The sequence below is a fragment of the Pseudomonas syringae genome, from assembly GCF_021606685.1.
Classification (GTDB): domain Bacteria; phylum Pseudomonadota; class Gammaproteobacteria; order Pseudomonadales; family Pseudomonadaceae; genus Aquipseudomonas; species Aquipseudomonas syringae_R.
On the sequence record NZ_WKCB01000089.1, the window covers coordinates 1 to 21620 of the forward strand.

A 21620-nucleotide genomic window follows, 5' to 3' on the forward strand; every position below is an offset into this window, starting at 1 on the left:
ACTTACGATAAATTGAACCATTTGTATGTACGTTATTTGCATGATCTGTCATTTGGCCTTCATGCAGAATGCCTGTATTTTCCAAGCTCTCGATACAAACACCTGAGCCTTCATGAATCCCGAAAAACTCGAACTGCTGATCACCCGCGAAATGCCCTTCGGCAAATACAAGGGTCGGATCATCGCCGACCTGCCCGGCCCCTACCTGAACTGGTTCGCTCGCGAGGGTTTACCCCACGGTGAACTGGGCGGGTTGTTGGCCTTGATGCAGGAAATCGACAGCAACGGTCTGTCCGAGCTGCTCGAACCGCTGCGCGCCAAACACGGCAAACCTGCCCCTCGCCATTAAAGAGTCTTGCCATGCCACGGAATGCAAATAACGAGCACCACTGGCAAGCCATCGCCCAACGCTATGCGTTGGAACCCGGCCCGATCAACCTGGAAAACGGCTACTTCGGGCGCATGAGCCGCGAGGTGCAGGCGCAGTACCTGGAACACGTGGCGTTTATCAACCGCAGCAACTCGTTGCATGTGCGCCAGCGTTTCGAGCAGGGACAGAACGACGAAATCCGCCAACAGCTGGCCGCGCTGATTGACGCCGACCCCGATTCGGTCGCCTTCACCCGCAACGCCACCGAAGCCTTGCAATCGCTGATCCGCAACTACAACGGCCTGCAACCGGGCGACCAGGTGCTGATCAGCGACCTGGAGTACGACACGGTCAAAGGCGCTATGCGCTGGTTGGCCGGCTATCGCGGCGTGGAAGTAATCGAACTGTCCCACACCCATCCGGCCAGTTTCGACAGCCTGCTGCAGACCTATCGCGAGGCGTTCGCGCAGTACCCGCGCCTCAAGCTGATGGCGCTGACCCACGTGACCCATCGCACCGGCCTGGTCATGCCCGTCGAGGCCATCGCCCAGGCCGCCCGTGAACACGGCGTGGACGTGATCCTCGACGGCGCCCACGCGCTGGGCCATATCGACTTCAACCTCGCTCAGCTGGGCATCCAGTTCGCCGGTTTCAACCTGCATAAATGGATCGGCGCACCACTGACCCTGGGCTTCCTGTATATCGCCCCGGAGCGCCTGGCCGATATCGACCCGGACATGGGCGAGTTCCACTACCCCGCTACCGATGTGCGTGCGCGCACGCCCTACAGCACGCCGAATTTCCCGGCATTGATGACCTTGCCGCTGGTGCTGGAAGAGCATCGGCAATTGGGTGGCGCCGCCGCCAAAGGAGCGCGGGTCAATTATTTGCGCGACCTGTGGGTGAGCCAGGTACGGGCATTACCCGGCATTGAGGTGCTAACGCCGGATGATCCGAGGTTGTATTGCGGCATTACGGCGTTCAAGTTCAGCGGGCGCGATCAGCAGGTGATGGTGGATCGGTTGCTCAAGGACTACGACGTGTTTACCACCACGCGCACGGGGGCGGCGTTTGGCACGTGCATTCGGGTGACGCCGGGGTTGGTGACATCAGCGGCGGATATCAATGTATTGGTCAACGCGATTACCCAGCTGAACGCAGACTAAAAATGTGGGAGGGGGCTTGCCCCCGATGAGGGCGTGTCAGTGAATCAATCTGTCACTGACCCACTGCCATCGGGGGCAAGCCCCCTCCCACATTTGCCCCATGTTGGTTTCGAGGTTTTTGCAGGCAAAAAAAAGCGGTACACCGACCAAGTGCACCGCAAAAATGCCGTTAAGCACAGCAACAACGATTCGATGAATCAGATCAGTCCAGCAGCGCCAGCGCCTGCGCGGTAACTTCCTGGATGCGCGCCCAGTCGCCGTTCTTGACCCACTCCGGGTCGAGCATCCAGCTACCGCCCACGCACATCACGTTTTTCAACGCCATGTAGCTCTTGATGTTGGCCGGGCCGACGCCGCCGGTCGGGCAGAATTTCACTTCGCCGAACGGGCCGCCAAGGGCCTTGATAGCCGCCACGCCGCCGCTGACTTCCGCCGGGAACAGCTTGAAGCGGCGGTAGCCCAGGCCATAGCCTTCCATGATGCCCGAGGCATTGCTGATGCCTGGCAGCAGCGGGATCGGGCTGTGCACCGAGGCTTCCAGCAAATCGCGGGTAATGCCGGGGGTGACGATGAATTGCGAGCCCGCCACTTCCGCCGCTTCGAGCATATGACGGTCGAGTACGGTGCCGGCGCCGGTGCACAGTTCAGGGCGTTGCTCGCGCAGTACCTGAATGGCCTTGAGGCCGAACTCGGAACGCAGGGTCACTTCCAACGCGGTCAAACCACCGGCTGCCAGGGCATCGGCCAGCGGCAGGATGTCCTGTTCGCGAGCGATGGTGATCACCGGCAGGATCCGCGCCTTGGCGCAGAGGCTGTCGATCAGGGCAACTTTATCCGCCATGGACACGGTCGGTTGAGGGCTTTTCATAGCGGCTGATCCTTGGCTCATGGGCACCAGTAAATCTCTAATGTAGGTTGCAAAAACGCGCGAATCGGCATGGCAGCAACGTCGTCACTGGCCAGCGCGGCGCTCAAGGTGGTCAATTTCGAACTGCCGGAAATCGACAGCACGGTGTAGGTGGCCGTAGCCAGCAACGCGCGACTCATGGTCAGGCGCTGGTGCGGCACGGTCGGCGCGAGCATTGGCCAGCAACGGCGAGTACCGTCGGGCTGCAGCGCTTGGGCAAGGTTGGGGCTATTGGGAAACAGCGAGGCGGTGTGACCGTCATCGCCCATGCCCAGGACCAGCACATCAATCGCCGGCAATTCGGCCAGCAGGCGGTCGGCCTGCTCGGCAGCGTCTTCAAGGTTGGCGGCGGCGCTGTACAGGCTGAGGAACCTGGCCTTGGCCGCCGGGCCTTGCAGCAGGTGTTGCTTGAGCAGGCCGGCATTGCTGTCGGCGTGCTCAACCGGCACCCAGCGCTCATCGGCCAGGGTCACAGTGACCTTGGACCAGTCCAGGCCTTGCTTGGCCAGGTGCTGGAAAAACGCCACGGGGCTGCGGCCACCGGACACCACCAGGGTTGCCTCGCCACGCGCACTGATGGCCGCGCGCAGTTGTTCGGCCACATCCAGGGCCAAGCCTTCGGCCAACAGTACCGGCGTGCGGTACTCATGGGGTGTTACGCCCTGAGGCAGTTTCAATTCAGATATCGCCATACCACGACCTCCCATCCCGCGTGATCAGTGCAATCGAGCTCATCGGCCCCCAGGACCCCGCCGCATACGGCTTGGGCGCATCACCGGATTTTTTCCACCCGGCGATCAACTGGTCACACCACTTCCACGCGGCTTCGATTTCATCTTTGCGAACAAACAGGTTCTGATTGCCGCGCATCACTTCCAGCAACAACCGCTCGTAGGCATCCGGGATGCGCGCGCTGCGGTAGGTGTCGGAAAAATTCAGTTGCAGTGGCCCGCTGCGCAGTTGCATGCCTTTGTCCAGGCCCTGCTCCTTGGTCATCACACGCAAGGAAATACCCTCGTCCGGCTGCAGCCGGATGATCAGTTTGTTGCTGATCTGCAAGCGCTGCTCGGGGGCGAAGATGTAGTGGGACGGTTCCTTGAAGTGGATAACGATCTGCGACAGCTTCTGCGGCATGCGCTTGCCGGTGCGCAGGTAGAACGGCACCCCGGCCCAACGCCAGTTGCGGATATCGGCACGCAGGGCGACGAAGGTCTCGGTATCGCTCTGGGTGTTGGAATTCTCTTCTTCCAGGTAACCCGGCACTGGCTTGCCGGCGCTGTAGCCCGCGATGTACTGGCCGCGCACCACTTGAGTGGTCAGGCCGTCCGGGCTGATCGGCGCCAGGGCCTTGAGCACCTTGACCTTCTCGTCACGGATGCTGTCGGCGGACAGGTCAGCCGGCGGGTCCATGGCAATCAGGCACAGCAGCTGCAGCAGGTGGTTCTGGATCATGTCGCGCAGCTGACCGGCCTTGTCGAAATAGCCCCAACGGCCTTCGATACCGACCTGCTCGGCCACGGTGATTTCCACGTGGGAGATGTAGTTCTGGTTCCACTGGGTTTCGAACAGGCTGTTGGCGAAACGCAGCGCGATCAGGTTCTGCACCGTCTCTTTGCCCAGGTAGTGGTCGATGCGGTAGGTGCGGTTTTCCGGGAAAAACTGCGCCACGGCGTCGTTGACCTTGCGCGAGGACTCCAGGTCCGAGCCGATCGGTTTTTCCAGCACCACGCGGGTGTTTTCCGCCAGGCCGACCTTGGAGAGGTTCTCGCAGATCGCGCCATACACCGCCGCCGGGGTGGCGAAGTAGGCAATCAGACGCTGCTCGGTGCCGGCGATTTCCGCCAGGGCCACGTAGTCGTCGGCCTTCATGAAGTCGACGTGAACATAGGTCAGTCGCGCCAGGAAACGCTGGGCGATGGTCTCGTCCAGCTCCTTGCCGACGTATTTACGCAATTCTTTTTCGATGTGGGCCAGGTGCTGCTGCTCGGAACCGGCTTCACGGGCCAGGGCCAGGATGCGCGTGTCGTCGTGCAGGAGCGCGGCGCCATCGAGTTGATAGAGGGCAGGAAATAACTTGCGCAGCGCCAGATCACCCAAGGCGCCAAACAGGGCAAAGGTGCAGGGTTCTACGGTTATCGAAGGCATGATGTTTGTTCTTTTATCAAGTTAAGCTACAAATACCTTTTTTCAAGGCATCACTCAAGGAAAAATGTAGTAATAACCACAACATTTTCCCGAAATACGCATTCCGAGTGGTGGTGTTCAGCTACCCTCAGTAGGATAGGCCACCGCCAAGGACCACTCATCGATTGGTCGCTACCCTTTATTTGCATCGTCGCTTCAAGGAAAGACTGAATGGACCGCGTGCGAAATCTTCTGGAACAGATCCGGAACCGCCTCGAAGAATTGAACAAGGCTGAGAAAAAAGTCGCCGAGGTCATCCTGCTCAACCCGCAGCAGGCGACCCGCTTCTCCATCGCAGCGCTTGCCCAGGCCGCCTCGGTCAGTGAACCGACGGTCAACCGCTTCTGCCGTTCGTTCGGCGTCAGTGGCTACCCTGAACTTAAATTGCAGCTGGCGCAAAGTTTGGCCAGTGGCGCAGCGTATGTCAGCCGCGCCGTGGAGGCCGATGATAACCCTGAGGCCTACACGCAGAAGATCTTTGGCAGCGCCATCGCCTCTCTCGACAGCGCCTGCCAGGCCCTGGACCCGGCCCTGATCAGCAAGGCCGTGGACCTGTTGATCCAGGCGCGGCAGATCCACTTCTTCGGCCTGGGCGCTTCGGCGCCGGTGGCCATGGATGCGCTGCACAAGTTTTTCCGCTTCAACCTGGCGGTCACCGCCCACGCCGACGTGCTGATGCAACGCATGATCGCGTCGGTGGCGCATACCGGCGAGCTGTTCGTGATTATTTCCTACACCGGGCGTACCCGTGAGCTGGTGGAAGTGGCGCGTATCGCCCGGGAAAACGGTGCATCGGTACTCGGCGTAACCGCCGAGAACTCACCGCTGGCCAAGGCCAGTACGGTGAGCCTGAATATTCCGCTGCCGGAAGACACCGACATCTACATGCCGATGACCTCGCGGATCATCCAGTTGACGGTGCTGGACGTGCTGGCCACCGGCATGACCTTGCGCCGTGGCGTGGATTTCCAGCCGCATTTGCGCAAGATCAAAGAGAGCTTGAATGACAGCCGGTATCCGGTGGGGGATGAGTTTAACTAAGCCAGGTTGTGTGTTGGCTTCACTGGCCTCATCGGGGGCAAGCCCCCTCCCACAGGGGAATGCATTCCAAAGGTGGGAGGGGGCTTGCCCCCGATAGGGCCATCAGCCCCACCACTAAACCCCAGCCCGCGCCTGCAAACTCAGATGCGCCCTCTCCCCCGGCGCCAAACTGGCCCCCGCCATCGCCGACTCCACACACACAAACCCCGACGCCTCGTTAAAGCTCACGCCCAATAGCGGCCGGCTGCCCGGGTGCCACACCACGGTGTCGGCGCTGTCGCCGGTGTCGATGCACAGCTCGCGCTGCCAGGCGTGGTCCTTGAGCTGCAACTCGCCCTCATGCTGGAACACCCGCTGACAGCCGCCGTCCACCCGTAGCTCGCCTTCCTGCTGGCAGGCCTGGCGACTGAGTTGGTCATAACCTTGCGCCCCGTCGAGCCCAGACAGCGCTATCTCATCAACATGACCAATACGCCAGTAAGCGTGCAAAGCATGGCTCAGCTGGCATGGCAGCTCGTCCTGATGCTCGGTGCTCAGCCGCAGTTCCAGGGTATCGCCCAGGTGTGCGTGCAGGTCCACCTGCCAGTCGCACAGCTGCAATTGCCAGTGCAGGCGCACGCCGTCGTCGTCGGTGCTGCTGTCGAGCAGCTTCCAGTCGATCAACCGCGCCCAGCCATGGGACGGCCACGCGTTTTCGCTGGGATGACGGCCATACCACGGCCAGCACACCGGCACGCCGCCACGGATGGCGCCGACTTGCGGCCACTTGGCCGCGCACCACAACCAGGGTTTCTGGCCACGTGGCTGAAAGTGCAACAGTTGCGCGCCCTGGCGACTGAACACCGCCTGGCACAGCGGATGGTCGATCACCAACACGTCGCGCATCTGAAAGCGCTCCCAGGCGAACACCGGACGCTCGCGCAGGGATTTGAAAAAGCGTTGCAGCGGATGCTCATGCATGTGCCACGGTCCTGAATATCATCACAGTGCTGCCCAAAAAAAAGCGGATAGCCATGGCTACCCGCAAAATGCGCACAGAGAGAAGGAGCTTATCGCAACAGCGTTAGAACGTAGACTGAATTTTCAGGCCCGCCACCAGCGCGTTGTCGACTTTATCCACGCCGCCCGGTTGGACAACGTATTGCAGGTTGGGACGCACGGTCAGCCAGTTGGTAACGTGGAAGCCGTAGTTGATTTCGAAGTTGTACTCGGTCTCGCGAATCGGCGAGAACAGCGCGTTGTCGTAGTCGTTCACGCCATTGGCAACGTTGAGCAGTTCGGCGTTTTTCTTCACGTCATCGTTGACGTGCAGACGCGCAGCACCAATACCGACGTCATCTTTTGGACGCGCATCGAATGGGCCTTTGTACACCAGCATGATCGACTGATAGTTGTCGACCAGGTTGGTTTCCTTGTCGTGGAAGGTGGCGTTGGCCGCGATGTTCAGGCCGCGGGAAGCGTCGCCGTTGTGGCTGGTGAGTTGCTGTTGCGCAACGAACCAGTAGCCTTTCTTGCTGCTGTGGGTACGGTAGGCTTGACCGGTGGTGGCCGCATCGTTGCCGTTCACGTCTTCACGAACGTCGGCCGCATCGGCGGCACTTTTGTAGTAACCCACACGGTATTCGCCCGGCAGGCTATTGACCTTGGGCGACCAGACCAACTCCACCGGAATCACAGTACCCTTGGTGCCGCTGCCGCTGAGCTTGAAGCCGTTGCCGTGCTCCAGCTGCGATGGGTTCTGGTTGTAGGCACCGATTTGCGCATACAGCTCAGGCGTGATGTTGTACTTCACACGGATAGCGGCCTGGCTGACGGGCCAGTTGTACCAGGTGTTGACGTAGTTACCGACCTGGGACCCGCAGAACGACAGGTTCTGGAAGTCGCACGGGAAGGTGTTGAAGTCTTCGCCTTCGCCGAAGTAGCCGAGTTTCACGTCCAACTTATTGTCGAACATCTGGTGCTGGATCCAGAACTGGGTCAGACGCACCATGTGGCCACGGCCGTAGACTTCCATGGACGAACTCAGCGTGCCGGCACGCGGGTCGCCAATACGGTCGTTGGAGATGTTTTGGCCATTACGGTTGGTCAACTGGATCTTGGCCTGGGTATTGTCCCAGCCCCACAGTTTTTGCAGATCCAGCGCTACGCCCAACCCGAACTGGTCGGAGTAACGGCCGGTCCTGTCGTTGTCATAGCCGCCACGCAGGTTGGCGCCCATTTCCCCTACGTAGTCAGCCTTGATGTCGATACCTTGCTCGATCAGCTTGGTACGCTCGCCGCCCCAATCGCCGGTCATCCATTTGGAATCGGCACTGAACGCGTCGGCCGCCATCGCATTGGCGGACAGTACAAGGGCTGCTGCTGCTGACAGTTGGCAGATCAGCCGGGTGTTGTTGTGTTGCTTTTTCATCCCTACATCCTCGTCTTTATTGTTATTAAACTGTTTTTATCTAACGCGGTTTACTTTTTTTATCTAAAACAACAACTTATCTTCGTTAGCGGCCTTTGAACTGGGCCACGTTATCGGCATGCCCCTGTGCCGGCACTGAAGCAGCAGTGCCCAGGCGCTCCCCCGTCTTGGCGTCGAACAGCAACACCTTGGCCGGATCGAATTGCAGCGTCAGCGTCTCGCCCACTTGCGGTGCCACATCGGGCGCCAGGCGGCAGCAGACCTTGGTGTCATTGAGCTGCACAAACACCAGCGTGTCCGGGCCGGTCGGCTCGGTCACCTGGACCTCAGCACGAATGCTCGACGCGCTGTTGCCCTCACCCGCCGCCAGCACGATCTGTTCCGGGCGCAGGCCCAGGATCACATCACGGTCTTCCAGGCCGGCGTCGTTCATGTTCAACGCCAATTCGCAACGCGCCTGACCGCTGTCGAGCAGCGCAACCAGGCGACCTTCCTTGCGTTGCAGGCGCAAAGGAACGAAGTTCATGGGTGGTGAACCGATAAAGCTTGCCACAAACAGGTTCGCCGGGTCGTTGTAAATCTCTTTCGGCGTACCAAATTGCTGAATGATGCCGTCCTTCATCACCGCCACTTTGTCGCCCAGGGTCATCGCTTCGATCTGATCGTGGGTGACATACACGGTGGTGGTCTTGAGGCGCTGATGCATCAGCTTCATTTCGGTGCGCATCTCGACGCGCAGCTTGGCGTCGAGGTTGGACAGGGGTTCGTCGAACAGGTAGATCTTGGGCCGACGCGCCAGGGCACGGCCCATGGCCACGCGCTGTTGCTGGCCGCCGGACAGCTGGCCTGGCTTGCGGTTGAGCAAATGCTCGATCTGCAGCAGCTTGGCCACGCGGGCCACCTCGGTGTCGATTTCCGCCTGGGGCATCTTGCGGATCTTGAGGCCGAACTCGATGTTCTCGCGCACGCTCATGGTCGGGTACAGCGCATAGGACTGGAACACCATGGCGATGTCGCGATCCTTGGGGCTCATGCCGCTGACGTCCTGGTCGCCGATCATGATCGCGCCGCCGGTGATGGTTTCCAGGCCGGCGATGCAGTTCATCAGCGTGGATTTACCGCAGCCCGAAGGGCCGACCAGAATCAGGAACTCGCCTTCTTTGATCGACAGTTCGATGTTCTTCAAGGTGTCGGGCAGGCCGGCGCCATAGGTTTTGTTTACATTGCGAAGTTCAAGCGTAGCCATGATTACCCCTTGACCGCGCCGGCTGTGAGGCCGCGCACGAAATACTTGCCTGCGATCACATAGACCAGCAGGGTCGGCAGCCCGGCGATCATCGCCGCCGCCATATCCACGTTATATTCCTTGGCCCCGGTGCTGGTGTTGACCAGGTTGTTCAGCGCCACCGTGATGGGCTGGGAGTCGCCGCTGGAGAACACCACACCGAACAGGAAGTCGTTCCATATCTGGGTGAACTGCCAGATCAGGCAGACCATGATGATCGGCGTCGACATCGGCAAAATGATCTGACGGAAGATGGTAAAGAACCCCGCACCGTCCAGGCGTGCAGCCTTCACCAGCGCATCCGGGATGCTCACGTAGTAGTTACGGAAGAACAGCGTGGTAAACGCCAACCCGTAGACCACGTGCACAAACACCAGGCCCGTGGTGGTGCTGGCCAGGCCCATCTTGCCGAGCGTGAACGACGCCGGCAGCAGTACGGTCTGGAACGGCAGGAAGCAGCCGAACAACAGCAGGCCGAAGAACAGTTGCGAACCGCGAAAGCGCCAGAACGACAGCACATAGCCGTTCAACGCGCCGATGGCGGTGGAGATCAGCACGGCCGGAACCGTGATCTTGATCGAGTTCCAGAAGTAGCCATCCACGGTGCCCCAGGCCTTGACCCAGCCGATGCCGGTGACCACGGTTGGCCAGCTCAGCAGGTTGCCGGTGCTGATGTCCTCCGGGGTCTTGAAGCTGGTGAGCAGCATCACCACCAGTGGCACCAGGTACAGCAGCACAGCGAGGATCAGCACCGCGTAGATCGCCACGCGGCTCAGGCTGATGGCAGGTTTGTTAGCGAGACTAGTCATTACGCTTGGTCCTCAGCTCGGAGTAGAGGTAAGGCACGATGATCGCGAGGATCGCACCGAGCATCAGGATTGCACTGGCCGAACCCATACCCATCTGGCCACGGCTGAAGGTGAACGAGTACATGAACATCGCAGGCAGGTCGGACGAGTAGCCCGGGCCGCCGGCGGTCATGGCCGCTACCAGGTCGAAGCTCTTGATCGCAATGTGCGCCAGGATCATCACCGCACTGAAGAACACCGGACGCAGGCTTGGCAGCACCACGCTCCAGTAGATGCGCGGCAGGCTGGCGCCGTCGATCTGGGCCGCACGGATGATCGATTGATCCACCCCACGCAGGCCCGCGAGGAACATCGCCATGATGAAACCGGAGGCTTGCCATACCGCGGCGATCACCAGGCAGTAGACCACGCGGTCCGGGTCAATCAGCCAGTCCAGGCGGAAGCCTTCCCAGCCCCAGTCACGCAGGAGTTTGTCCAGGCCCATGCCCGGGTTGAGCAGCCATTTCCAGGCGGTACCGGTAACGATCATCGAGAGCGCCATCGGGTACAGGTAAATGGTGCGGATGAAGCCTTCACGACGGATCTTCTGGTCGAGGAAAATCGCCAGTGTCACGCCGATGACCAAGGTGATGCCGATAAACATCCCGCCGAACAGCGCCAGGTTCTTGCTCGCCACCCACCAGCGGTCGTTGTCGAACAACCGCGCGTATTGCGCAAGGCCCGCCCATTTGTAGCTCGGCAGGAACGTAGACGTGGTGAACGAGAGTACAAACGTCCACAGGATGTAGCCGTAGAAGCCCACCAACACGATGAACATGCTGGGCGCCAGCACCAGTTTGGGGAGCCAGCGCTGCAGTGCATCGAACGGCGAGGCTTTGCTGAACACAGCAACAGAACTCATGGGGAAATCCAATACAGGGAAAAAGGACTACGCGAACATGCCTTTGTGGGGGCTAGGGGTCCCCCACAAAGGCCAGTGCTGCTAACCGTTACTTGGCAGACTGGATGGCCGCGCCGAGTTTCTTGGCAGCGGCAGCCGGGTCAGCTTTCGGGTCGTTCATGAAGTTGGTCACGAAGTCAAAGAACGCGCCCTGTACCGCCAGGTTGGTGGCCATGTTGTGCGCCATACTGGGTTGCAGGCCGCCGCTCTTGGCATCTGCCAGGAAGTCTTTGGCAGCGGTCTGGGCGCAGGAATCGAAGCCGAGCTTGTCCATTTCATGGAGCATGTCGTTGCGCACCGGGATCGAACCCTTGTTGATGCTGAAGACCTTCTGGAAGTTTTCACCCAGCACGACTTTGGCAATGTCCTGCTGACCGGCAGACGTGCCTTTGTCTTTCTGCTTGAACACCGCCAGGGAGTCGATGTTGTAGGTGAAGGCCTTGTCGGTGCCTGGGAAGGCTACGCACTCGTAGTCCTTGCCCGCGACTTTCTTGGCGGCGGTCCATTCGGACTTGGCCCAGTCGCCCATGATCTGCATGCCAGCCTTGCCATTGATGACCTTGGCGGCTTCCAGGTTCCAGTCCTGGCCCTTGCCGTCGACGTCCATGTAGGTCGCGACTTTCTTCAGCTCGGTCAGGGACTTGACCATTTCAGGGCCGGTCAGGGCTTTGTCGTCGAGGTCGACCAGGGCTTTCTTGTAACCGTCTGCCCCCATCACCGACAGCACCACGGCTTCGAAGACCGTGCTGTCCTGCCAAGGCTGGCCGCCGTGGGCGAGCGCAATAAAGCCCGCAGCTTTCAGCTTGTCGCCGGCTGCGTAGAATTCTTCGAGGGTAGTAGGGTTCTTGGTGATACCGGCTTTCTTGAAGACTTCCGGGTTGATCCACAGCCAGTTCACGCGGTGGATATTGACCGGTACGGCAACGTAGTTACCGTCGTACTTCACGGTATCGGAGACTTTCTTGTCGAGCAGGGAATCCCACTTTTCCTGCTTGGCGACGTCTTTCAGGACGTCTTCGTCGAGCAGGCCGGTAGAGGCCCATTCCTGGATGTCCGGGCCTTTGATCTGGGCAACGCCGGGTGGGTTGCCGGCGACTGCACGGCTTTTCAGCACGGTCATGGCGGTAGCACCACCGCCGCCTGCGACGGCACCGTCTTTCCAGGTGAAGCCGTCTTTCTCGACTTGGGCCTTGAGTACATCCACGGCCGCTTTTTCACCGCCGGAGGTCCACCAATGCACCACTTCCACCGTCCCTTTCGAGTCGGCGGCAAATGCGGTCAGGGGAAACAACGAGGCAATGGAAATAGCGACGGCGAGGCGATTAATCGCGTTCATCTGAATACCTTTTCTTGTTGTTATGCATGCAAGTCTAGAGCTTGCGCTGCACGGAGTTTAAACATGGATTTTTCAGGCGCAGGTAACAAAGGGATGCACAAATGTCACCAGTTGGTGACATAACGCCCAGCCCCGATGGCACTGGCCATGCTTGGCGCTAACGGCAGCGCAGGCAGCAATACCGCTTGCCAGGCATGGTACAGGTCCGGCTTGCCACCCCAGATGGTGCTGCTGGGCTGGTTATGCGGGTTGAGTTCGTGATGCCAGCTGCCGTGGAGTCGGTCGATAAAATGCGTTTCGCAGAACTCCCAGATGCGCCGGTACCAGGTTTCGTAATGCAACTCGCCCGTGCGCTTGAGCAGGGCCTGGGCAGCGGCGCTGGCTTCAGCGTGGGTCCAGTGCAAGCGTTCGCGCACCACCGGGCGCTGGTTCCAGTCCAGGGTATAGACAATGCCGGGGGCGCCATCCACGGCCCACGCGTATTCGCAGGCGCTGGCGAACAGGCCCTTGGCGTCGGTGAGCAGCCAATCCGGGGTGACAAGCCCGGCCTGCAGGCGCGCCGCTTCCAGGTGCAGCACCAACCGCGCCCACTCGAACCCGTGGCCAGGGGTGATGCCGTAGGGGCGAAAACCATCAGCGGGGTTATCTTCGTTATAGCCAGACAGAGGTTGCCACTGGGCGTCGAAATGCTCGATCACCATGAACTGGTTGTCGGCGGCATGCGTGTGGATAACGCGTTCGACGATGCGCAAGGCGCGGTCCAGCCAGCGGGTCTCGCCGGTGACATCGGCCAGGGCCAGGAAGGCTTCGGTGGCGTGCATGTTGCTGTTGGCGCCGCGATAGGCTTCGACGCCGCGCCAGTCCTGGGCGAAGGACTCGAGCATCACGCCCTCCTCCTCGCTCCAGAAAAAATGGTCGATGATATGGATGGCGTCGTTCAACAGAGTGCGCGCGCCAGGGGCGCCGGCCACCACGGCCGAGCTGGCCGCCAGGGCGACAAACGCGTGCAGGTAGGCCGCCTTCCCACGGTTGCCATCGACCGCATGGGGCGCGGCAAACCAGCCACCGTGCTCGCTGTCGCGCAGCGCGCCACTCAGGGCCGCGACGCCGTGCGCCACCAGGTCGGCATACCCCGGCAAGCCCAAGGCGTGCGCCATGGCAAAGCTGTGGGTCATGCGCGCAGTGTTCATGGTTTCGGCGTGGGCATTGGCCGGCAATTGGCCTTTGTCGTCGAGGTTGCCAAAGCCGTCGGGCAGCCGCGCAGCCTTGGCGAACGACAGCAGCCGCTGGCCCTCCGCGGCGAGCCAGGCGTGATGGGCAGGTGCATTCAGCCAACTGCTGGCAGGCAGTGGTTGCGTGGTCATGGGTGGCCCTTATTATTTTTTGTGGGATGACGGGAGTCTAAACAAGGGTACGGGAGGGGCAAGTAACGAAGGGGATGGGAAATGTCACCGAATGGTGACAATCGTTGCAGCCGAGCCTTTTAAACTGCTGGCCACCATTTAAAGTGTGGGAGCCAGCCCCCTCCCACATTCGTTCCCGGTGTCGCTTATTGGGTGAGCGGCGTGATCCGTGCCGGCGCGTTCATTTGCTGGCTCAGGCTCTGCACCTGGCTCTGCAAGGTGGTGATATTGCGCGTGGTCTGGATGCGGAACACGTCAAACTCTTTATTGGTCGGCGCATCGCTGTTGGCCGGTTGGTTGTCCTGCGCGCTCTTGAGCACCACCAGGTCCTGTTCGATACGGGCGATAGCGGCGCTCGGGTTACCCTGTTTCTTCAGGGTCGCTACGTCGGCGGTCAGCTCCTTGATCTCGCTGTCGCGCTTGCCGGCGTCGGCCTGCGCCGCCTTGAGGGTCGCCACGGTATCGGTCAGGGCTTGCACCTGGCCTTGCAGCTTGGCGTTGGCGTTCGACAGGTCGGTGGTGCTGGCGGTCATCTGCGCCAGGCGCTTGTCCAGTTCGGTGGCCTGCCCGGCCACGCCCACTTGCTGCTTGCCCTGCTCCAGCAGTTGGGTTTCCAGCTGCTTGATCTGCAGTTTCAGCGCTTCACTGCCGTTGTTCACGCTGGCCTCGCTGGCCACGACCTTGCCGGAAATATCCTGCAGGCGCCCCGCCGCTTCTTCGCTGATGCGCGCAAAGCTCTCCTGGGTGGCAACCAGTTGCTGGCCCATCAGGGAGATCTGCTGGAAGCTCCACCAGGCAAGGCCGGCAAAGGCGATCAGCAACGCACCGACCAATGCCCACAGCGGGCCGGTGCTGGCGCTTTTGACCTTGACCACCGGCGTGGGGCGCGAGCGCACCGACGTGGCGGGGGTCGGCTCGAAATCATCGTCGTCTCCCAGGTCGGCCCGCAGGCTGGGAACGTTGTCGAAGTCGTCGTTAGCATCGTTACGCATGAATCAAACCCTGAATCGGTGAGATGGCTACCGGTAAAGCCGAGCGACGGAGTATAAACCGCCGGCCCGGCGCACTGATCGACCCGGAACCCGGAATTCGGTTCCCGATGTGTTGCTGCTTGTGAGCTTATTTCAACCCTGGGTCCTGAGCTTTCCACCAACTGCAGAACTCGTCGAGGGCGGTCCACAGGCTGACCTTGGGCTCGTAATCCAGATAATGCCTGGCACGGCTGATGTCCAACGTGAAATCTTTGTTCATCACCTGCATGCCCAAGCGCGACAACGCCGGCTCCGGGCGCCCGGGCCACAGGGCGCAGACTGCCTCGTTCAGCGCGGCAACGCTGTAGGACAAACCGTAAGACCGATAACGCGTGACCTGGGGCAGGTCCATCTGGCGCATCACGTAGTTCACCACATCCCACACCGGCACCGGCGTGCCGTTGCTGATGTTGTAGGCCTTGCCCAATGCCGAGCCGGTGGCGAGCAAGCTGCTGAGCAACGCTTCGTTGAGGTTGTGCACGCTGGTGAAGTCGACCTTGTTGAGGCCGTCACCGACAATCGCCAAGCGGTTCTTGCGCTGCATTTTCAGCAGGCGCGGAAAGATGCTCATGTCGCCAGCGCCGGTGACGAAACGCGGGCGCAGCGCGAGCACTTCGAGGCCGAACTCCTGGGCGCCGAACACCTTCTGCTCGGCCAGGTATTTGGTCGCGGCGTAGGGATGCTTGAAGCGCTTGGGCACTTGTTCCTCGGTAAGCCCGAGGTGGTCACGCCCGTCAAAGTAGATCGACGGCGACGACAGATGCACCAGGCGCCCGACCCGCTGCTTGAGGCAGGCTTCGACGACGTTTTCCGTCACCAGCACATTGCCTTGATGGAAGTCCTGATACTTGCCCCACAAGCCCACGGCACCGGCGCAATGCACCACGGCTTCAACGTCGCGGCACAGCTCACGCACCAGGTCGGCATCGTTCAAATCACCCTGGATGAACTCGGCGCCGCGCCGCACCAGGTGTTCCACACCTTGGGCGCGCCGCCCGTTGACCCGCACGTCGAGGCCCTGCTCGAGGGCGAAACGCGCGAAGCGTCCGCCGATGAAGCCGCTTGCGCCGGTGACCAGAATTTTCATGCATTACCCCGTGTTCTTTCATTTTTCATCGCTGTTGCCTTGACGCACGCCATCACTCCAACGGCACCAACCATTGGCCGCACGCCTGCGCCAGATGGTCGGTCAACAAGCCCAGCAGTTGCCCGCCACTGCGCCAATGATGCCAGTACAACGGCACATCGATGGGCTTATCTGGCAATAACTCCACCAGCACGCCGCGTTGCAGCTGCTCGCGCACCTGCAGTTCGGGCACCAGGCCCCAGCCCAGGCCAGCTTCGGTCAAGCGGATAAAACCTTCGGACGACGGGCATAAATGGTGCTCGAAGCCACCGTCCACACCGAGCGACGCCAGGTAGCGGTGCTGCAGGAAATCATCCGGGCCAAACACCAGCGCAGGCGTGCGCGCCAGTTGGTCGGCGCGCACGCCCCCCGGAAAATGCCGCGCGATAAATGCAGGGCTGGCCAACGCCCGATAACGCATGGCGCCGAGTAACAGGCTGCGCGCACCGGCTACCGGGCGCTCACTCGCACAAATGCACGCGGCTACTTCACCGGCACGCATGCGTTTGAGGCCCACCGTCTGGTCTTCCACGACCAGGTCCAGGAGCAAATGCTGCTCGGCGCAAAACCCACTGACCGCCTCGGCCCACCACGTGGCGAGGCTGTCGGCATTCAGTGCGATGCGCAGGCGTTCGGGCATGCCCTCCGCGTCCAGCGCCGGCACCTGGCTTTGCAGGTCGCGTTCCAGCAGCCGCACTTGTTGCACATGGTTGAGCAAACGGCGGCCGATTTCGGTAGGCGTCGGCGGCGTGGCCCGCACCAGCACTGGCTGGCCGACGCGCGCTTCGAGCAATTTGATGCGCTGGGAAATTGCAGACTGCGAGACCCCCAGCACTTGGGCCCCGCGTTCGAAACCGGCCTGTTCCACCACCACAGCAAGGGCGGAGAGCAATTTGTAATCGAACATCAGTTTCCCTAATGAGTGATGAGCTATATTGATTTTTCTTATACCGCTTGGTGCCAGAGAATGGCCAGCGTCGTGTTTTCTTTAATTAAAGGATATCCCTATGACTGGCGAAACCGATCTGAACATTCTGCTGCGCAGCATGAGCCCTCAACTCAACCCGGGTGAGTACGTTTTTTCGACTGTTCCCGGCGACCTCTTCCCGGACGGCGCCGCGATCATCGGCAGCTTCCGTGAGGCGGAGGGACTGACGCTGATCCTTGAGCGCTCGCAAGCCCAGGCAGCCGGTCTGGACTTCGACTTTGTGATGGCCTGGATCACCCTTAACGTGCAGTCATCCCTGCAAGCGGTGGGCCTGACCGCCGCCTTCGCCACCGCACTGGGCGCCGCTGGAATCAGCGCCAACGTGATCGCCGGTTTTTACCACGACCACATATTTGTCGGACTGGCCGATGGTGAACGGGCAATGAGCGTGTTGCGGCAATTGGCACGAGACGCTGGCGCGATCGACACCCCGGACGTGGACGTGGGCAGGGAAGACTGACTATGTGGCAAAGCTATATGAACGGCCTGTTGGTCGCCCTGGGGTTGATCATGGCCATCGGCACGCAGAATGCCTTTGTCCTGGCACAAAGCCTGCGTCGGGAGCATCACCTGCCCGTGGCGGCACTGTGCATCATCTGTGACGCGCTCTTGGTGGCGGCCGGGGTATTCGGCCTGGCGACGGTGCTGGCGCAAAGCCCGTTGCTGCTGGCCATCGCCCGGTGGGGCGGCGCAGCGTTCCTGCTGTGGTACGGCACCCTGGCGTTGCGTCGGGCATTGGCCAAACAAAGCCTGGAACAGGGCGATAACTTCAAGGTGCGTTCATTGCGCGCCGTGTTGCTCAGCGCCCTGGCAGTAACGTTGCTCAACCCCCATGTGTACCTCGACACAGTCCTGCTGATCGGCTCGCTGGGCGCCCAACAAACCGAACCGGGTGCCTATGTGGCCGGTGCCGCCAGCGCTTCCTTCCTGTGGTTCGCCACCCTGGCGCTCGGTGCCGCATGGCTGGCGCCGTGGCTGGCTCGCCCTGCGACTTGGCGTATTCTGGACCTGCTGGTGGCCGTCATGATGTTCAGCGTGGCCTACCAACTGATCAGCGCCTGACGAATATTCCAAAACGCTCTGGAACCTCTATCCCACACAGTTGTTGCGTGGTTTTGCCGCACCCCCGGTGCTATGATCCGGACCCTGCGCCGCAAAGAGTACAAACTCCCCGGCGCTTGTTTGGCCGCCCGTGATCGGCCTTGCGCTCACCGCAACTGACCTGATTAGGAGAATCATCATGGCTTTCGAATTGCCGCCGCTGCCCTACGCACACGATGCCCTGCAGCCGCACATTTCCAAGGAAACCTTGGAATTTCACCACGACAAGCACCACAACACCTATGTCGTGAACCTGAACAACCTGGTGCCTGGCACCGAGTTCGAAGGCAAGACCCTGGAAGAGATCGTCAAGTCCTCTTCGGGCGGCATCTTCAACAACGCCGCTCAGGTCTGGAACCACACCTTCTACTGGAACTGCCTGGCGCCAAACGCCGGCGGTCAACCTACCGGCGCACTGGCTGAGGCGATCAACGCAGCCTTCGGTTCGTTCGACAAGTTCAAAGAAGAGTTCACCAAGACTTCCGTCGGCACCTTCGGTTCCGGTTGGGGCTGGCTGGTGAAAAAGGCTGACGGTTCCCTGGCACTGGCCAGCACCATCGGCGCCGGCAACCCGCTGACCAGCGGCGACACCCCGCTGCTGACCTGCGACGTGTGGGAACACGCCTACTACATCGACTACCGCAACGTGCGTCCAAAGTATGTGGAAGCGTTCTGGAACCTGGTCAACTGGAAGTTCGTGGCTGAGCAGTTCGAAGGCAAGACCTTCACCGCCTAAGCACCGCTTGCAGTAAAAAAAGCCCGGCAATTTGCCGGGTTTTTTTATGCGCGTTCAATAGTGGCTCGGCAGTGGAACTCAATGCGCAGACGGTGCCACGTAGTCAACGTGAGGAATTAACCTCTCTTACACGTCGGAGAAATTACTATGTCAATTGGCGCACTGATGGGTGGTATGGGCGGTATGGGTAGCATGGTCCAAGAGGGCATGAAACTCGCCACAGAAGTCGTTAAATTGGTCGGTGAAATGGCCAAAGCGCAATCGGGCAACAAAGAGGGTGAGAAGAATCCAGACAAGATTGCCGGCGACGATATGCACAACAAGAATCGTATGGATTTTGCGAGCCACGAGTCGACTAACACCAACGTGAACATCAATTACACGTCGTAAAGACAACGTCAGCTCACGGCATATCCGCAGCCCGCGGAGTGTCTCAGGCAGGCGGATGCCTATCCGCCTCGCCCCAACGTCCCCCCCGCCTCAAGTTCCCGGTCAAACCCGCCGATACCCTAATGTTCCTTTGACTGCCATCACCAGATTGCCAATACTCATGGCATATTGAGGCTACCCGCATGGAACAAGGAATGACCCTTTGAAGCTGGAACTCAAGAACAGCTTGTCGGTGAAGTTGCTACGGGTAGTGCTGCTCTCGGCATTGATCGTGGGCGTTGTGCTGAGCGTGGCGCAGATCGTCTTCGATGTTTACAAGACGCGCCAGGCCGTGGCCGGTGATGCCCAGCGCATCCTCGACATGTTTCGCGACCCCTCGACCCAGGCCGTCTACAGCCTGGACCGCGAGATGGGCATGCAGGTCATTGAAGGCTTGTTCCAGGATGACGCGGTGCGCATGGCGTCCATCGGCCATCCCAACGAAACCATGCTGGCGGAGAAAAGCCGCGCGTTGCAGCAAGCCCCCAGCCGCTGGCTGACCGACCTTATTCTGGGCCAGGAACGCACCTTCACCACGCCCCTGGTCGGCAAAGGCCCGTACAGCGAGTATTACGGCGACCTGAGCATCACCCTCGACACGGCCACTTATGGCCAGGGGTTTATCGTCAATTCGGTGATCATCTTCATTTCCGGGGTGCTGCGCGCCCTGGCCATGGGCCTGGTGCTGTACCTGGTCTATCACTGGCTGCTGACCAAGCCGCTGTCGCGCATCATCGAGCACCTGACCTCGATCAACCCCGACCGGCCCAGCGAACACAAGATCCCGCAACTCAAGGGCCATGAGCGCAACGAACTGGGGCTGTGGATCAATACGGCGAACCAGTTGCTCGAATCCATCGAGCGCAATACCCACCTGCGCCATGAAGCCGAAAGCAGCCTGCTGCGCATGGCCCAATACGACTTTCTGACCGGCCTGCCGAACCGCCAGAAACTGCAGGAGCAATTGGACAAGATCCTCATCGACGCTGGCCGCCGACAACGGCGCGTGGCCGTGCTGTGCGTGGGGCTCGACGACTTCAAGAGCGTCAACGAGCAGTTCACCTACCAGGCCGGCGACAAATTGCTGCTGGCCCTGGCCGACCGCCTGCGCGCCCACAGTGGCCGCCTCGGCGCGCTGGCCCGCCTGGGCGGCGACCAGTTCGCGCTGGTACAAGCCGATATCGATCAACCCTACGAAGCGGCCGAGCTGGCGCAGAGCATCCTGGACGACCTGGAAGCGGAGTTCGCCCTCGACCACGAGGAAATCCGCCTGCGCGCCACCATCGGCATCACCCTGTTCCCGGAAGACGGCGACAGCACCGAGAAGCTGCTGCAAAAAGCCGAACAGACCATGACGCTGGCCAAGAGCCGTTCGCGCAACCGCTATCAGTTCTATATCGCCAGCGTCGACAGTGAAATGCGCCGCCGTCGCGAGCTGGAAAAGGACCTGCGCGACGCCCTCAGCCGCAACCAGTTCCACTTGGTGTACCAGCCGCAGATCAGCTACCGCGACCACCGCGTCGTCGGCGTGGAAGCGCTGCTACGCTGGCAGCACCCGGAACACGGCCTGGTGCCGCCCGACCTTTTTATCCCGCTGGCAGAACAGAACGGCACCATTATTGCCATTGGCGAATGGGTGCTGGACCAGGCCTGCCGACAATTGCGAGAATGGCACGACCAGGGCTTCACCGACCTGCGCATGGCGGTCAACCTGTCGACCGTGCAGTTGCACCACAGCGAATTACCGCGGGTGGTCAACAACCTGATGCAGATCTACCGCCTGCCGCCGCGCAGCCTGGAGCTGGAAGTGACCGAGACCGGCCTGATGGAAGACATCAGCACCGCCGCCCAGCACCTGTTGAGCCTGCGCCGTTCCGGTGCATTGATTGCGATTGATGATTTCGGCACCGGCTATTCATCCCTGAGCTATCTGAAAAGCCTGCCCCTGGACAAGATCAAGATCGACAAGAGCTTCGTCCAGGACCTGCTCGACAACGACGACGATGCGACCATCGTGCGCGCCATTATCCAACTCGGTAAAAGCCTGGGCATGCAGGTGATCGCCGAAGGCGTGGAAACCGTCGAACAGGAGGCCTACATCATCTCCGAAGGCTGCCATGAAGGTCAGGGTTACCACTACAGCAAACCTTTGCCGGCGCGGGAGTTGGCGGCTTTCCTGAAGCAGTCCGAGCGCAGTAACGCGGCAATTCTTTGAAGTGGTAAACCCAAGGTTCTTGTGCCGGGCGGGCTTGTTGTGGCGAGCGGGCTTGCCCGCGTTGGGGCGCGAAGCGCCCCCCTCCAAGCCCCGTTTTCGTTGCAGGAATAGGTTCAAGACTGCTTCGCAACCTAACGCGGGCA

21 protein-coding genes are annotated in these 21620 nt (G+C 60.7%); 8 read left to right on the forward strand and 13 right to left on the reverse strand.

Annotation, left to right across the window (positions count from 1 at the left end):
* The first annotated feature begins 112 nt into the window (after positions 1 to 112).
* Together GIW02_RS23585 and GIW02_RS23590 are read left to right on the forward strand one after the other, a co-directional pair.
* Positions 113 to 349 (forward strand): DUF3820 family protein, encoded by a 237-nt coding sequence (locus GIW02_RS23585; RefSeq protein ID WP_236422107.1) that lies wholly within the window; start codon positions 113 to 115, stop codon positions 347 to 349.
* An 11-nt stretch (positions 350 to 360) separates the two neighbouring features.
* Positions 361 to 1536: an aminotransferase class V-fold PLP-dependent enzyme gene (locus GIW02_RS23590; protein ID WP_236418956.1), complete on the forward strand. Its 1176-nt coding sequence runs from the start codon at positions 361 to 363 to the stop codon at positions 1534 to 1536.
* A 202-nt stretch (positions 1537 to 1738) separates the two neighbouring features.
* On the opposite strand, the gene GIW02_RS23595 is transcribed toward GIW02_RS23590, so the two are convergent.
* The 3 genes from GIW02_RS23595 to zwf are packed head-to-tail and all read right to left on the reverse strand — an operon-like array spanning position 1739 to position 4588.
* Complete coding sequence (locus GIW02_RS23595; protein WP_026067364.1) at positions 1739 to 2404, reverse strand: bifunctional 4-hydroxy-2-oxoglutarate aldolase/2-dehydro-3-deoxy-phosphogluconate aldolase; 666 nt, start codon at positions 2402 to 2404, stop codon at positions 1739 to 1741.
* Between the two features lie 17 nt (positions 2405 to 2421).
* The gene (pgl, locus tag GIW02_RS23600; protein ID WP_236419659.1) at positions 2422 to 3135 is read right to left on the reverse strand and encodes a 6-phosphogluconolactonase; all 714 of its coding nucleotides are present in this window, start codon (positions 3133 to 3135) and stop codon (positions 2422 to 2424) included.
* Entirely contained in the window at positions 3122 to 4588 is a 1467-nt protein-coding gene (gene zwf / locus GIW02_RS23605) for a glucose-6-phosphate dehydrogenase (protein WP_025858439.1), read from the reverse strand. The genes pgl and zwf overlap by 14 nt, the downstream gene beginning before the upstream one ends.
* 219 nt (positions 4589 to 4807) lie before the next feature.
* On the opposite strand from zwf, the gene GIW02_RS23610 reads away from it, so the two are divergent.
* Positions 4808 to 5668 carry a MurR/RpiR family transcriptional regulator gene (locus GIW02_RS23610; RefSeq protein WP_170039859.1) on the forward strand — a complete coding sequence of 287 codons (861 nt, stop codon included), beginning with the start codon at positions 4808 to 4810 and terminating at the stop codon, positions 5666 to 5668.
* Between the two features lie 114 nt (positions 5669 to 5782).
* Here GIW02_RS23610 and GIW02_RS23615 read toward each other — a convergent pair whose 3' ends face one another.
* From GIW02_RS23615 to GIW02_RS23660, 10 genes are all read right to left on the reverse strand, one after another.
* Positions 5783 to 6628 (reverse strand): D-hexose-6-phosphate mutarotase, encoded by an 846-nt coding sequence (locus GIW02_RS23615; protein ID WP_236412848.1) that lies wholly within the window; start codon positions 6626 to 6628, stop codon positions 5783 to 5785.
* Between the two features lie 103 nt (positions 6629 to 6731).
* A complete protein-coding gene (locus GIW02_RS23620) occupies positions 6732 to 8078 on the reverse strand; it encodes a carbohydrate porin (protein ID WP_236412850.1) in 1347 nt (448 codons plus the stop codon).
* Positions 8079 to 8163: 85 nt separating this feature from the next.
* Positions 8164 to 9324 carry a sn-glycerol-3-phosphate ABC transporter ATP-binding protein UgpC gene (locus GIW02_RS23625; RefSeq protein ID WP_236412851.1) on the reverse strand — a complete coding sequence of 387 codons (1161 nt, stop codon included), beginning with the start codon at positions 9322 to 9324 and terminating at the stop codon, positions 8164 to 8166.
* A gap of 2 nt (positions 9325 to 9326) precedes the next feature.
* Positions 9327 to 10172 (reverse strand): carbohydrate ABC transporter permease, encoded by an 846-nt coding sequence (locus tag GIW02_RS23630; protein WP_236412853.1) that lies wholly within the window; start codon positions 10170 to 10172, stop codon positions 9327 to 9329.
* A complete protein-coding gene (locus tag GIW02_RS23635) occupies positions 10165 to 11073 on the reverse strand; it encodes a carbohydrate ABC transporter permease (RefSeq protein WP_135289393.1) in 909 nt (302 codons plus the stop codon). Before GIW02_RS23635 ends, GIW02_RS23630 begins: the two co-directional genes overlap by 8 nt.
* 88 nt (positions 11074 to 11161) lie before the next feature.
* A complete protein-coding gene (locus GIW02_RS23640; protein WP_236412862.1) occupies positions 11162 to 12448 on the reverse strand; it encodes an ABC transporter substrate-binding protein in 1287 nt (428 codons plus the stop codon).
* Between the two features lie 104 nt (positions 12449 to 12552).
* A complete protein-coding gene (locus tag GIW02_RS23645) occupies positions 12553 to 13812 on the reverse strand; it encodes a D-mannose isomerase (RefSeq protein ID WP_236412864.1) in 1260 nt (419 codons plus the stop codon).
* 185 nt (positions 13813 to 13997) lie between these two features.
* Positions 13998 to 14843, reverse strand: coding sequence for an ATPase (locus tag GIW02_RS23650; RefSeq protein WP_236412874.1), 846 nt, complete (start codon positions 14841 to 14843; stop codon positions 13998 to 14000).
* 127 nt (positions 14844 to 14970) lie between these two features.
* Positions 14971 to 15969 carry an NAD-dependent epimerase/dehydratase family protein gene (locus GIW02_RS23655; RefSeq protein WP_236412876.1) on the reverse strand — a complete coding sequence of 333 codons (999 nt, stop codon included), beginning with the start codon at positions 15967 to 15969 and terminating at the stop codon, positions 14971 to 14973.
* Positions 15970 to 16021: 52 nt separating this feature from the next.
* A complete protein-coding gene (locus GIW02_RS23660) occupies positions 16022 to 16915 on the reverse strand; it encodes a LysR family transcriptional regulator ArgP (protein ID WP_236412878.1) in 894 nt (297 codons plus the stop codon).
* Positions 16916 to 17015: 100 nt separating this feature from the next.
* Between GIW02_RS23660 and GIW02_RS23665 the strand changes: the two genes are divergently transcribed.
* From GIW02_RS23665 to GIW02_RS23685, 5 genes are all read left to right on the forward strand, one after another.
* Entirely contained in the window at positions 17016 to 17456 is a 441-nt protein-coding gene (locus GIW02_RS23665; protein ID WP_236412880.1) for an ACT domain-containing protein, read from the forward strand.
* Positions 17457 to 17458: 2 nt separating this feature from the next.
* Positions 17459 to 18058 carry a LysE/ArgO family amino acid transporter gene (locus tag GIW02_RS23670; protein WP_236412891.1) on the forward strand — a complete coding sequence of 200 codons (600 nt, stop codon included), beginning with the start codon at positions 17459 to 17461 and terminating at the stop codon, positions 18056 to 18058.
* 178 nt (positions 18059 to 18236) lie between these two features.
* Positions 18237 to 18833 carry a superoxide dismutase gene (locus GIW02_RS23675; RefSeq protein ID WP_017125974.1) on the forward strand — a complete coding sequence of 199 codons (597 nt, stop codon included), beginning with the start codon at positions 18237 to 18239 and terminating at the stop codon, positions 18831 to 18833.
* 147 nt (positions 18834 to 18980) lie between these two features.
* Positions 18981 to 19223 carry a hypothetical protein gene (locus GIW02_RS23680; RefSeq protein WP_236412893.1) on the forward strand — a complete coding sequence of 81 codons (243 nt, stop codon included), beginning with the start codon at positions 18981 to 18983 and terminating at the stop codon, positions 19221 to 19223.
* A 202-nt stretch (positions 19224 to 19425) separates the two neighbouring features.
* Positions 19426 to 21477 carry a bifunctional diguanylate cyclase/phosphodiesterase gene (locus GIW02_RS23685; RefSeq protein WP_236412895.1) on the forward strand — a complete coding sequence of 684 codons (2052 nt, stop codon included), beginning with the start codon at positions 19426 to 19428 and terminating at the stop codon, positions 21475 to 21477.
* Positions 21478 to 21620: the final 143 nt, after the last annotated feature.